A 12,029-nucleotide genomic window follows, 5' to 3' on the forward strand; every position below is an offset into this window, starting at 1 on the left:
CAAGGGAGCCCTGTGACCTGGCTGCTGCTCGCCCACGTGGTGGCGGCGGTCGGTGCCCCCTGGCTGGTGCGTCTGCTGGGCCGCCGGGCCTTCCTCGTGCTGGCCGCCGCGCCGGCCGCCACCGCCGTCTGGGCCCTGACCCAGACCGCGGCCGCCCACTCCGCGACGCCACCCCTCCAGTCCTGGACGTGGATCCCCAGCCTGTCGCTGGAGCTGAGCTTCGTGCTGGACCCGCTGGCCTGGCTGATGTGCCTGGTGGTCGGCGGCGTCGGGGCCGCGGTGCTGGTCTACTGCGCCTCCTACTTCGACTCCGACGAGCCCGGTCTGGGGCGCTTCGCGGGGTGCCTGACCGCCTTCGCGGGGGCGATGCTGGGTCTGGTCGGCACCGACGACCTGCTGGTGCTCTTCGTGTTCTGGGAAGCCACCACGGTCCTGTCGTTCCTGCTGATCGGGCACCGGCCGGAGACCAGGACCGCCCGCTCGGCGGCCACCGAGGCCCTGGTCGTCACCACCTTCGGCGGTCTGGCCATGCTGCTGGGCATCGTGCTGCTGGGGGAGACCGCCGGGACCTACCAGCTGAGCGAGATCCTGGCGGACCCGCCGCGGGGTCCGGTGGTCGAGGCCGCGGTGGTCCTCCTGCTGGTCGGGGCGCTGAGCAAGTCCGCCCAGGTGCCGTTCCACTTCTGGCTGCCCGGCGCGATGGCCGCCCCCACCCCGGTCAGCGCGTACCTGCACGCCGCCGCCATGGTGAAGGCCGGGATCTACCTGCTGGCCCGCCTCGCCCCCGGGTTCGCCGACACGTCCGTCTGGGCGCCGGTGGTGCTGTCGGTGGGTGGGCTGACGATGCTGATCGGCGCCTGGCGGGCCCTGCGCCAGCACGACCTCAAGCTGCTGCTCGCCTACGGCACCGTGAGCCAGCTCGGCTTCCTGACCGTCGTCGCCGGTGCCGGCTCCTACAACGGCGGTCTGACCGCGCTCACGCTGCTGCTGGCCCACGCCCTGTTCAAGGCCTGCCTGTTCCTGGTGGTCGGCACCATCGACCACAGCACCGACACCCGCGACCTGCGGGAGCTCTCCGGGCTGTGGCGGCGGATGCCTGTGCTGCTGGTGGCCAGCGTGCTCGCGGCGGCGTCGATGGCCGGGGTCCCGCCGCTGCTGGGCTTCGTGTCCAAGGAGATGGCCTACGACACCTTCCTCACCCGGGCCGAGACCGGTGGCGGCTGGGACTGGGTGGTCCTCGGCGTGCTGGTGGCCGGCTCGGTGCTGACCTTCGCCTACAGCGCCCGGTTCGTCCGGGGCGCGTTCGGCACCCGCGAGGGCGTCGACCCGACCCCGGTCCTGCACCCACCGGGAGGGCCCACCGTGGTGGTGCCGGCGCTGCTCGCCGCCGCGTCGCTGCTGGCCGGTCCCGTCTCCACCCGGATCGAGCCCTACCTCGTCGGCTACGCCGAGACGATGCCCGCCGAGGAGCACGCGGTGCACCTGGGGCTGTGGCACGGGCTGTCCCCGGCCCTGGGGCTGTCCGCGCTGACCATCGTGCTCGGCGTGCTGCTGGTGCTGGTCCGCGGGCCCCTGGAGCGGGCCCAGCAACGGGTGCCGCGGGTGCCGGCGGCCGAGACCGGCTACCGGGTCATCATGCGGACCCTGGACCGGGTCTCCCTCGAGGTGACCGGTGCGGTGCAGCGCGGTTCGCTGCCGCTGTCGCTGGGTCTGATCCTGGGCACGCTGGTGGTGCTGGTGGGCACCACGCTGGTCCTCGGCGGGGTGACCTGGCCCAGCGAGGTGGTGTGGTGGGCCTCCCCGGCCGACATCGGCATCGCCGTGGTCGCCGTGGTGGCGGCCGTCGCCGCGGTCCGCTCCCGCCGGCGTCTGCGCGGCGTCTTCCTGGTGGGCGTCACCGGTTACGCCACCGCCCTGATCTTCCTGCTGCACGGAGCCCCCGACCTCGCCCTCACCCAGGTGCTGGTGGAGACGATCTCGCTGGTCGTCCTGGTCCTGGTGCTGCGCCGGTTCGGCGGACGGTTCAACGACGACCCGAGCCGCCGGCAGCGCGTCGTGCGCACCGTGATGGGGGTGGCGGTGGGCACCACGGTGACGCTGGTCGCCCTCAGCGCCAGCGCGGTGCGGCGCCACCCGCCGGCCTCGGAGGGGATGGACGTCAGCGCGGTCGACTTCGGCGGCGGCTACAACATCGTCAACGTCATCCTGGTCGACGCCCGGGCCTGGGACACCATGGGCGAGCTGTCGGTGGTGCTGGTGGCCGCCACCGGCATCGCCAGCCTGGTCTACGTCCGCGGCAGCGAGGTGCACGAGCACAACGAGCGGCTGCGTCAGGCCAGGGCCCGGCGCCGCAGCCACCCCCGGGCCACCAGCTGGCTGGCCGCGGGGGACCGGGTGCCGGCCGAGCGTCGCTCGGTGGCGCTGGAGGTCGTCACCCGGCTGGTCTTCCACACCATGGTGGTCTGGTCGGTCTACCTGCTGCTGTCGGGGCACAACCTGCCCGGCGGCGGGTTCGCCGCCGGTCTGGTGGCCGGGCTGGCGCTGACCGTCCGCTACCTGGCCGGCGGCCGCGCCGAGCTGCAGGCGGCGATGCCGGTCACCCCGGGTCTGCTGCTGGGCACCGGGCTGTTCCTCTCCGCCGGGTTCGGCTTCGTCTCCATCCTGTTCGGCGGCCGGGTGCTGCAGACCTGGATCTTCGACGTCCACGTCCCGCTGCTGGGCGAGCTCCACCTGGTCACCTCGGTGGTCTTCGACATCGGCGTCTACCTGGTGGTGGTCGGTCTGGTGCTGGACGTGCTGCGCAGCCTCGGCGGCCACCTGGACGTCCAGATCGAGGAGGACCAGGCCACCCGACGGGGCGGCCGGCGGGCCCGGGCGGAGGTCACCCGGTGAGCCCCGACGTCCTGCTCTGCGTGCTGGCCGGGGTCCTGGTCGGCTGCGGTGTGCACCTGCTGCTGGCCCGCAGCGTGGTCCGCGCCCTGCTCGGGTTCCTGATCCTGGGCAACGGCATCAACCTGCTGTTCGTGGTGGCCGCCGGCCCGCGCGGACGGGCCCCCATCGTCGGGATGGGTGGTGAGGGGCCGATGTCGGACCCGCTGCCGCAGGCCATGTCGCTGACCGCCATCGTCATCACCCTGGCCATGACCGGCTTCGTGCTCGCCCTGGCCCACCGGGGCTGGCAGCTCGGGCGCAGCGACGTCGTCGAGGACGACCCCGAGGACGCCCGGATCGGGCTGCGGGCCCTGGAGAACGACATGTCCGAGAGTGACTTCCACGGTGGCATCGAGGCCGAGCCCGACACCGACGACGACCCGGGAGGTGCCCGGTGACGGTCGAGGAGTGGATGCTGGACCTGGTGCCGCTGCCGGTGCTGCTGCCCCTGGTGGGCGCCGGTCTGGCGCTGGTGGTGCGCAACCGCACCCGGCTGCAGCGGGCGGTGTCGGTGGTCACGCTGACCTGCGTGCTGGTGATCAGCGGGGTGCTGCTCTGGGGTGCGGACCACCTCGGCACCCAGGTGGTGCAGGTGGGCGGCTGGGTGCCGCCGCAGGGGATCACTCTGGTCGTGGACCGGTTGTCGGCGCTGATGGTGGTGGTCGCGGTCGTGGTCACCTTCGGGGTGCTGCTGTACGCGATCGGCCAGGGGCGCGGGGCGATGGACCGCGAGAGCGGGGCCCGTCGGGGCGACCGCGACTCGATCACCAGCGCGCCGGTGCCGATCTTCCACCCGACGCTGCTGGTGCTGCTGGCGGGGGTGTCGACCACCTTCATCTCCGGCGACCTGTTCCACATGTACGTCGGCTTCGAGATGCTGCTGGCGGCCAGCTTCGTGCTGCTGACCCTCGGCGGCAGCGCGGACCGGGTCCGTGCGGGGATGTCCTACGTCTTCGTCTCGCTGGTCTCCAGCTCGATCTTCTTGATCGCGCTCGCCATGGTCTACGCCGCCACCGGGACGGTGAACCTGGCCCAGCTGTCGGTCCGGATCGCCGAGATCCCCGCCGGCACGAGCCTGCTGCTGCAGCTGCTGCTGCTGACCGGGTTCGCGGTCAAGGCCGCGGTGTTCCCGATGTCGGGCTGGCTCCCGGACGCCTACCCCACCGCACCGGCACCGGTCACCGCCGTCTTCGCCGGCCTGCTGACCAAGGTCGGCGTCTACGCGATGATCCGCACCCAGACGCTGCTGTTCCCCGGCAGCCCGCTGCAGACGCTGCTGCTGTGGGCGGCGCTGCTCACCATGCTGGTGGGGATCCTCGGCGCCGTCGCCCAGGACGACCTCAAGCGGATGTTGTCCTTCACGCTGGTCAGCCACATCGGCTACATGGTGCTGGGCATCGGGCTGGGCTCGGTCACCGGTCTGAGCGCCGCCATCTTCTACGTGGCCCACCACATCACCATCCAGACCACCCTGTTCCTGGTGGCGGGGCTGGTGGAGCGCCGGGCCGGGAGCACGTCGATGGCCCGGCTGGGTGGCCTGGCCCGGATGTCGCCGCTGCTGGCGGTGCTGTTCTTCCTGCCCGCCTTCAACCTCGCCGGCATCCCGCCGTTCTCGGGCTTCCTGGCCAAGGTCGGGCTGCTCCAGGCCGGCGCCCAGCAGGGCGGCGGGCTGGTGATGGTGGTCCTGGCCGGGTCGGTGCTGACCAGCCTGCTCACCCTCTACGCCGTCAGCCGGGTCTGGACCAGGGCCTTCTGGCGGACGCCGGCCGTGGCGGCGATCACCGAGGAGAACCGGCTGGAGCGGCGCTACGAGCGGATGCACGCGATGGCCCCGGGGGTCGTGCTGCCCACCGCGGCGCTGGTGCTGGTGGGCGTGGGGCTGACCCTGGTGGCCGGACCCCTGTTCGGGATCACCGACCGGGCCGCCGCGGACCTGCTGGCCCCCGCCGGGTACGTCCGGGCCGTCTTCGGGGACGTGGTCCCGTGATCCGCGAACGCGTCCAGCCGGCGCCGCTGGTCTTCCTGACGGTGATCTGGGTGTGCCTGTGGGGGGAGCTCACCCTGATGCTGGTGGTCGGCGGGCTGCTGCTGTCGGCCCTGGTGCTGCTGCTGTTCCCGCTGCCCCGGCTGACCCTCGGTCTGCGCCCCAGCCCGGTGGGGCTCGCGGTGCTGGTGCTGACCTTCGTCACCGACCTCGTGCGGGCCTCGATCCAGGTGGCCTGGCTGGCGGTGCGTCCCGGCCCCCCGCCGACCGGCTCGGAGGTCGAGGTGGAGCTGCACACCGACAACGACCTCGCCCGGACCATGACCAGCGGCATCACCATCCTGGTGCCCGGCACCGTCGTGGTCGACCTGACCGGGCGCCGGCTGAGGATGCACGTGATCGACGTGCACACCGACGAGGGGCGCGCCGCCGCCGCCGCCCGGGTGCTGCAGACCGAGCGCCGGGTGCTGCGGGCCTTCGGTCTGGAGGGGTCGCGATGAGCCTGCAGGACGTCCTGGTCGGCTTCTGCACGGCGGTGCTGGTGGCCTCGGCCACGCTGGTGCTGATCCGGATCATCCGCGGGCCGTCGGTGCTGGACCGCACCGTGGCCAGCGAGGTGATGATCTCGATCATCGTCTGCGCCCTCGGTCTGGAGGCGGCGGTCAACCGCCACTCGACCACCCTGCCGATCCTGGTCTCGCTGTCGCTGCTGGGCTTCGTGGGGTCGGTGGCGATCGCCCGCTTCGTGGCCCGCGACCACGACCGCGGCACCGACGAGCCGTCGCCGCGGAACTTCCTGGGACGCTCGGGGGAGGACGCGCCGGCACGCGCTCTCGGCGCCGACGACGCGATGCCGGTGCAGGGTCCCGAGCCCGGGGCGCCACCCCGACGCCTGGCGGACGACCGGGTCCTGGACAGACCTGACGACGCGGGGGGTCGGGAGCGTGGTTGAGCAGGTGCTGGACGTCGCCGGGCTGGTCTGCCTGGTGCTGGGGTCGCTGCTGTGCCTGCTGGCCGCCGTCGGGCTGCTGCGCTTCCCCGACCTGCTGACCCGGATGCACGCCGGGACCAAGCCGCAGGTCCTCGGTCTGCTGCTGGTGCTGCTGGGGGTCGGGCTCCGGCTGAGGACCGGCATCGACATGGGGATGATCGTGCTGATCGGGCTGTTCCAGCTGTTCACCGTGCCGGTGGCCGCGCAGATGGTCGCCCGTGCCGCCCACCGCACCGGTCAGGACGTCGGTGACGGCCTCCCCGTGCGGGGGCAGGGCGGGCGGCCCGAGGACGACGACGCGCCGGCGGTGCTTCCCGCGGAGGAGACGCCCAGCGACGAGACCGACCGGCCGGGCGGCGACCTGCGCTGACACCGGGCCGTGGCGTGTCCGGGGCCGTGCCGTTGGGTCGCCTGCCCTCCGGCCGGTCGCGGTAGAGTGCCGTCGCCCTCCGCCCGGGCCGCCTCCGGGGCGGCCCGGCCCGACGACCGACAGGTGGCCCGATGGAGCCCGACCCCACCGCGTCCGCGCACGCCGTCGCCGTGGTGGGACCCGGTCGGGCCGGGACCACGCTGGCCTCCGCCCTGGCTGCTGCCGGTCACCGGGTGGTCGGTCCGCTGGGCCGGGAGGACGCGCTGGGTGACCTCGACGTCGACCTCGTGCTGCTCTGCGTGCCGGACGCGGTGATCTCCTCGGTGGCCCGGTCCCTGCCCCGACGGGACGGACGCCTGGTCGGGCACGTCTCCGGCGCCACCCCGCTCACCGCCCTCGGCGACCACGAGGCCCTCTCGCTGCACCCGCTGACCACCATCCCCCGGGAGGGGGCCGACCTCACCGGCGTCACCGCTGCGGTGGCCGGCAGCACGCCGCGCGCGCTCGAGGTGGCCACCCGGCTGGCCGGCGACGTGGGGATGTCACCGGTCTCGGTGGCCGAGGAGGACCGGGCCGCCTACCACGCCGCCGCCTGCGTCGCCTCCAACTTCCTGGTCACCCTGGAGGGCGCGGCCGAGGCGCTGGCGGCGACGGCCGGGCTGTCCCGCGAGCGGCTGGTCCCGCTGGTCCGGGCGACCGTGGAGTCCTGGGCCGAGCGGGGACCGGAGCGGGCGCTGACCGGCCCGATCGCCCGGGGCGACGAGCAGACCGTGGCCGGGCACCGGGCCGCCGTGGCCGAGCGCCTGCCGGAGCACCTGGGCCTCTTCGACGCCCTGGCGGCTGCCACCAGGACGCTGGCCGGACGTCCGGCACCCGACCCCACCCCCGCCACCGACGCGCCGTCCCGGCCGCCGATGCGCACCGTCACCACGGTGGCCGAGCTGCGCGCCGGGCTCGCCGCGGCCCGTCGTGCCGGCCGCTCCATCGGGCTGGTCCCCACCATGGGTGCCCTGCACGAGGGGCACCTCACCCTGGTCCGCACCGCCGCCGAGCAGTGCGAGGAGGTGGTGGTCTCGCTGTTCGTGAACCCCACCCAGTTCGACGACGCCGGTGACCTGGCCGCCTACCCCCGCGACGAGGCCCGCGACGCCGAGCTCGCCGCGGCGGCCGGCGCCAGCTGGCTCTTCGCCCCCTCCGCCGACGTGGTCTACCCTCCCGGCTTCGCCACCCGCGTCTCGGTGTCGGGGGTGAGCGAGCCGCTGGAGGGTGAGCACCGCGGGGCCCTGCACTTCGACGGGGTGGCGCTGGTGGTCACCAAGCTGTTCTCCATGGTCGGTGCCGACGTCGCCTTCTTCGGCCAGAAGGACGCCCAGCAGGTGGCGGTGGTCCGCCGGGTGGCCACCGACCTCGACCTGCCCACCCGGATCGAGACGGTGCCCACCGTCCGTGAGCCCGACGGCTTGGCCATGTCCAGCCGCAACGTGCGGCTCGCCCCGGAGGACCGGGTGCGGGCGCTGGCCCTGCGCCACGGCCTGGACGCGGTCCGTGACGCCCTCCTCGACGGCGCCGGCACCGAGCGCGCGGTCGCCACCGGTCGCTCGGTGATGCGGGACGTGGGCGTCGAGCCCGAGTACCTGGCGGTCGTCGACCCCAGCACGTTCACGCCCCGCGACGCCCTGTCCGACCATCCGGTGCTGGTCGCCGTGGCCGCGCGGGTCGGGCCGGTGCGGCTGATCGACAACGAGCTCGTCGGGCCGGTCACGGGAACAGCCGGGCGGCCCACCGGCGTTGACCCGGACGCCGACGTGGCCGACCTCGTGAGCGACCACACCGGACCCACGGGCGCCACCCCGGCGCCCCGCACCACAGGGGAGTGACCGTGCAGCGGACCATGCTGAAGTCGAAGATCCACCGCGCCACCATCACCGACTCCGACCTGCACTACGTCGGCTCGATCACCATCGACCCCGACCTGCTGGAGGCCGCGGACATCCTCGAGCACGAGCAGGTGGCCGTGGTCGACGTCGACAACGGCGCCCGCTTCGAGACCTACACGATCGCCGGTGAACGCGGGTCCGGGGTGGTCAAGGTCAACGGCGCCGCGGCCCGGCTGGTCCACCGCGGGGACACGGTCATCGTGATCAGCTACGGCGTCTACGACCGGGCCGACCTGGAGACCTACGAGCCGAGGGTGGTCCACGTCGAGCGCGGCACCAACGCGGTCATCGAGGTCGACGCCGCCGTGGACCGGCTGCTCACCGAGGCGCGCTGAGTGTCCAGCCACCCGTCCACCCGCCCGGCCCCGGGAGACCGGCGGCCGGTGACGCTGCCCGACCTCGCCCTGGCCAAGGCCGAGGGACGTCCGGTGGTGATGGTCACCGCCTACGACTTCCCCAGCGCCCGCGCCGCCGAGGAGGCCGGCGTCGACGTGGTGCTGGTGGGTGACTCCGGGGCGATGACGGTTCTCGGGCTGCCCAGCACCGTCGGGGTCGAGGTGGAGGAGATGCTGGTGCTGGCCCGCGCGGTCCGGCGCGGTCTGGCCGCCCCGCTGCTGGTGTGCGACCTGCCCTTCGGCTCCTACGAGGCCTCCGACGCCCAGGCCGTGACCACCGCCGTCCGCTTCGTCAAGGAGGCCGGCGCCGACGCGGTCAAGCTCGAGGGCGGCAGCATCACGCCGCTGTCCCGGGTGCGGGCGATCCTGGCCGCCGGGATCCCGGTGATGGGACACGTCGGCCTCACCCCCCAGACCGCCACCGCGCTCGGCGGCTACCGGGCGCAGGGACGCGACGCCGTCACCGCCCGGCGGATCATGGACGAGGCCCTCGCCCTGCAGCAGGCCGGCTGCTTCTCCGTGGTGCTCGAGGCGGTGCCCAGCCAGCTGACCGAGCTGCTCGCGCCCCGGCTGGATGACACCCTGGTGATCGGCATCGGCGCCGGTCCGGCCACCGACGGCCAGGTGCTGGTCTTCCACGACCTGCTGGGCATCCGGGAGGGCAGGGGCGCCAGGTTCGTGCAGCGCTACGCCGACCTGCAGGACGCCATGACCGCCGGCGTCCGGGCCTACGCCGAGGACGTCCGCGCCCGTCGCTACCCCGGCCCCGAGCACGGCTACTCGATGTCCGCCGACCAGCTCAGCGCCCTCCGGGACGACCTGCCCCGCGTCACCTGACCCACGCCCGGCGCGGCGACCGACGTCCCGCCGCGTACTCGCGGCGAGACGTCGATGGCCGGCGTCGGAGTGGCTGTCCCGTCCGTCCGAGCCGTCCTGCTCGCGCCCCGCACTCGCCTCGCTGGACCCCTTGCGTCGCCGGTACTCAGTGTTACTATCTACTGGTACCTAGCAGAACTATCTACCGGAAGGAGTCCGCGGTGGGCGGGCAGGAGACGCAGATGCTCAAGGGTGTCCTGGAGGGCATCGTCCTGGGGATCCTCTCGGGTCGACCCGCCTACGGCTACGAGATCACGGCGTGGCTGCGGGACCAGGGCTTCACCGACATCGCCGAGGGCACCGTCTACGCGCTGCTCGTGAGGGTCGAGCAGCGCGGCCTCGTCGACGTCGAGAAGGTCCCGTCGGAGAAGGGGCCACCGCGGAAGGTCTACTCCCTCAACGCACAGGGTCGGGCTTATCTCGACGAGTTCTGGAGGACCTGGAGCTTCCTCAGCGAACGGCTGGAACAGCTCCACCACCACACCGACCACACCGACGGAGGAGCAGGAGCATGAGCATGGTCGCAGGATGGATCGAGCACGTCACCGGGTCGTTCGAGGACAAGAAGCGCTGGCGCCGGTACAAGGCCCGCAAGGAGGAGCTCCCCCCGAGCTACCGCACCGCGATCGACGGCATCGAGCGGTACCTGATGTACCGGGGGGCGATCTCCAAGGGGGACGTGCTGATGACGATGTGCGAGGACCTGGCCGACCTCGTCGAGCAGGCCGCCGCCGACCAGACGCCCGTCCGCGACGTCGTCGGCGAGGACCCGGTGGAGTTCGCCGAGACCTTCATCGCGAACTACGCCGACGGCCAGTGGATCGACAAGGAGCGCAGGCGCCTGACCGACGCCATCGACCAGGCCGCCGAGCAGGAGCACGGGCGCGGAGGGCCGGCATGACCACCAGCGACGGACCCGCGATCCGGGTCCGGGGCCTGACCAAGTCCTTCGGGGAGCTGCCGGTGCTCCGGGGCGTCGACCTCGACGTCGCGCGGGGCAGCATCGTCGCCCTGCTCGGCTCCAACGGCGCGGGCAAGACCACCCTGGTGCGCATCCTGTCGACGCTGCTCAGGCAGGACGCCGGCACCGCCACCGTGCACGGCTTCGACGTCGCCACGCAGCCCGGGGACGTCCGGGAGTCCATCAGCCTGACCGGCCAGTTCGCCGCGGTCGACGAGGTCCTCACCGGACGGGAGAACCTGGTGCTGGTGGCCAGGCTCCGCCACGTGCCGGACCCCGGCGCCGTCGCCGACGAGCTGCTCGACCGGTTCTCCCTCACCGACGCAGGGAGCCGGCGAGCCGCCACCTACTCCGGCGGGATGCGACGCCGGCTCGACATCGCGATGAGCCTGATCGGCGGCCCGCCGGTCATCTTCCTCGACGAGCCGACCACCGGACTGGACCCGCAGGCGCGGGCGGAGGTGTGGCAGACGGTGCAGGCCCTGGCCGACGGCGGCACCACCGTGCTGCTGACCACCCAGTACCTCGACGAGGCCGAGCACCTGGCCGACCGGATCGCCATCCTGCACGAGGGGACGATCATCTCCGAGGGCACCCTCGCCGAGCTCAAGCAGCTCCTGCCACCCGCCACCGTCGAGTACGTCGAGAAGCAGCCCTCCCTGGAGGACGTCTTCCTGGCCCTCGTCGGCGGCACCCGACCCACCCGCGACGACCACGCCGACCGCGCCCGCGCGGCGGCGGAGGAGACCCGATGAGCACCTCCGTCCTCGGCGACACCGGCGTCCTGACCGGCCGCTCGCTGCGCCACGTCCTGCGCAGCCCCGACACCATCGTCACCACCGCGATCACCCCGGTGGCGCTGATGCTGCTCTTCGTCTACGTCCTCGGCGGGGCGATCGAGACCGGGCAGTCGGGGTCCTACGTGAACTACATGCTGCCCGGCATCCTGCTGATCACCATCGCCTCCGGCATCGCCTACACCGCCTACCGGCTGTTCCTGGACCTGCAGGGCGGCATCTTCGAACGGTTCCAGTCCATGCCGGTGGCGCGGTCCAGCGTGCTCTGGGCCCACGTCCTCACCTCCCTGGTCGCCAACCTCGTCTCGCTCGCCGTCGTGGTCGGCGTCGCCCTGCTGATGGGGTTCCGCACCGGCGCCTCGCCGCTGGCCTGGCTCGCGGTGGGAGGTCTGCTGGGCCTGTTCACCCTCGCCCTCACCTGGCTCGCGGTGATCGCCGGGCTGGCGGCCAAGAGCGTCGACGGCGCCAGCGCCTTCAGCTACCCGCTGATCTTCCTGCCCTTCATCAGCTCCGCCTTCGTGCCCACCGACTCGATGCCCGGCCCGGTGGCCTGGTTCGCCGAGCACCAGCCGGTGACGGCGGTCGTGGACACCATCCGGGCACTGTTCTCCGAGCAGCCGGTGGGCGATGCCATCTGGGTGGCGCTGGCCTGGCTGGTCGGGGTGCTCGTCCTGGCCTACACCCTGGCGATCCTCAGCTACCGCCGCCGCACCCGCTGAGGTCCCGGCGCCGGCCACGTCGACCCCCCTGGGGGACGTGGCCGGCGCCGGCGCGTGCTCCTGGAGCC

Annotated in this window: 13 protein-coding genes; all 13 read left to right on the forward strand. The window is 73.3% G+C overall.

Annotated elements, in window-relative coordinates; all coding sequences use genetic code 11:
• The first annotated feature begins 12 nt into the window (after window positions 1–12).
• On the forward strand, window positions 13–2,892 hold the full coding sequence (locus BLT52_RS05650; protein WP_090591438.1) for a Na+/H+ antiporter subunit A: 2,880 nt from the start codon (window positions 13–15) through the stop codon (window positions 2,890–2,892).
• On the forward strand, window positions 2,889–3,329 hold the full coding sequence (locus BLT52_RS05655) for a Na(+)/H(+) antiporter subunit C (RefSeq protein WP_090591440.1): 441 nt from the start codon (window positions 2,889–2,891) through the stop codon (window positions 3,327–3,329). Before BLT52_RS05650 ends, BLT52_RS05655 begins: the two co-directional genes overlap by 4 nt.
• Entirely contained in the window at window positions 3,326–4,918 is a 1,593-nt protein-coding gene (locus tag BLT52_RS05660; protein ID WP_231946519.1) for a Na+/H+ antiporter subunit D, read from the forward strand. The genes BLT52_RS05655 and BLT52_RS05660 overlap by 4 nt, the downstream gene beginning before the upstream one ends.
• On the forward strand, window positions 4,915–5,415 hold the full coding sequence (locus tag BLT52_RS05665; RefSeq protein WP_090591443.1) for a Na+/H+ antiporter subunit E: 501 nt from the start codon (window positions 4,915–4,917) through the stop codon (window positions 5,413–5,415). The genes BLT52_RS05660 and BLT52_RS05665 overlap by 4 nt, the downstream gene beginning before the upstream one ends.
• Window positions 5,412–5,867: a monovalent cation/H+ antiporter complex subunit F gene (locus BLT52_RS05670; protein ID WP_090591445.1), complete on the forward strand. Its 456-nt coding sequence runs from the start codon at window positions 5,412–5,414 to the stop codon at window positions 5,865–5,867. Before BLT52_RS05665 ends, BLT52_RS05670 begins: the two co-directional genes overlap by 4 nt.
• A complete protein-coding gene (gene mnhG, locus BLT52_RS05675; RefSeq protein WP_090591447.1) occupies window positions 5,860–6,276 on the forward strand; it encodes a monovalent cation/H(+) antiporter subunit G in 417 nt (138 codons plus the stop codon). Before BLT52_RS05670 ends, mnhG begins: the two co-directional genes overlap by 8 nt.
• Window positions 6,277–6,407: 131 nt before the next feature.
• On the forward strand, window positions 6,408–8,153 hold the full coding sequence (gene panC, locus BLT52_RS21175) for a pantoate--beta-alanine ligase (protein WP_197679206.1): 1,746 nt from the start codon (window positions 6,408–6,410) through the stop codon (window positions 8,151–8,153).
• A gap of 2 nt (window positions 8,154–8,155) precedes the next feature.
• Complete coding sequence (gene panD / locus BLT52_RS05690) at window positions 8,156–8,548, forward strand: aspartate 1-decarboxylase (RefSeq protein WP_090591450.1); 393 nt, start codon at window positions 8,156–8,158, stop codon at window positions 8,546–8,548.
• Entirely contained in the window at window positions 8,549–9,445 is an 897-nt protein-coding gene (gene panB / locus BLT52_RS05695; RefSeq protein ID WP_090591451.1) for a 3-methyl-2-oxobutanoate hydroxymethyltransferase, read from the forward strand.
• A 200-nt stretch (window positions 9,446–9,645) separates the two neighbouring features.
• Window positions 9,646–9,999 carry a PadR family transcriptional regulator gene (locus BLT52_RS05700; protein ID WP_090591454.1) on the forward strand — a complete coding sequence of 118 codons (354 nt, stop codon included), beginning with the start codon at window positions 9,646–9,648 and terminating at the stop codon, window positions 9,997–9,999.
• Window positions 9,996–10,385 (forward strand): DUF1048 domain-containing protein, encoded by a 390-nt coding sequence (locus BLT52_RS05705; protein ID WP_231946520.1) that lies wholly within the window; start codon window positions 9,996–9,998, stop codon window positions 10,383–10,385. Before BLT52_RS05700 ends, BLT52_RS05705 begins: the two co-directional genes overlap by 4 nt.
• Window positions 10,382–11,200 carry an ABC transporter ATP-binding protein gene (locus BLT52_RS05710; protein WP_090591456.1) on the forward strand — a complete coding sequence of 273 codons (819 nt, stop codon included), beginning with the start codon at window positions 10,382–10,384 and terminating at the stop codon, window positions 11,198–11,200. The genes BLT52_RS05705 and BLT52_RS05710 overlap by 4 nt, the downstream gene beginning before the upstream one ends.
• Complete coding sequence (locus BLT52_RS05715) at window positions 11,197–11,961, forward strand: ABC transporter permease (protein WP_090591459.1); 765 nt, start codon at window positions 11,197–11,199, stop codon at window positions 11,959–11,961. The genes BLT52_RS05710 and BLT52_RS05715 overlap by 4 nt, the downstream gene beginning before the upstream one ends.
• Window positions 11,962–12,029 lie beyond the last annotated feature (68 nt).

Origin of the sequence: Auraticoccus monumenti, assembly GCF_900101785.1 — a bacterium.
GTDB classification, from domain to species: domain Bacteria; phylum Actinomycetota; class Actinomycetes; order Propionibacteriales; family Propionibacteriaceae; genus Auraticoccus; species Auraticoccus monumenti.

Excerpts from the sequence above, each read along its gene's own strand:
- BLT52_RS05670 (WP_090591445.1), top strand. The coding sequence starts at position 5,412 with ATGAGCCTGCAGGACGTCCTGGTCGGCTTCTGCACGGCGGTGCTGGTG.
- panC (WP_197679206.1), top strand. The coding sequence starts at position 6,408 with ATGGAGCCCGACCCCACCGCGTCCGCGCACGCCGTCGCCGTGGTGGGA.
- BLT52_RS05705 (WP_231946520.1), top strand. The coding sequence starts at position 9,996 with ATGAGCATGGTCGCAGGATGGATCGAGCACGTCACCGGGTCGTTCGAG.
- BLT52_RS05710 (WP_090591456.1), top strand. The coding sequence starts at position 10,382 with ATGACCACCAGCGACGGACCCGCGATCCGGGTCCGGGGCCTGACCAAG.
- BLT52_RS05715 (WP_090591459.1), top strand. The coding sequence starts at position 11,197 with ATGAGCACCTCCGTCCTCGGCGACACCGGCGTCCTGACCGGCCGCTCG.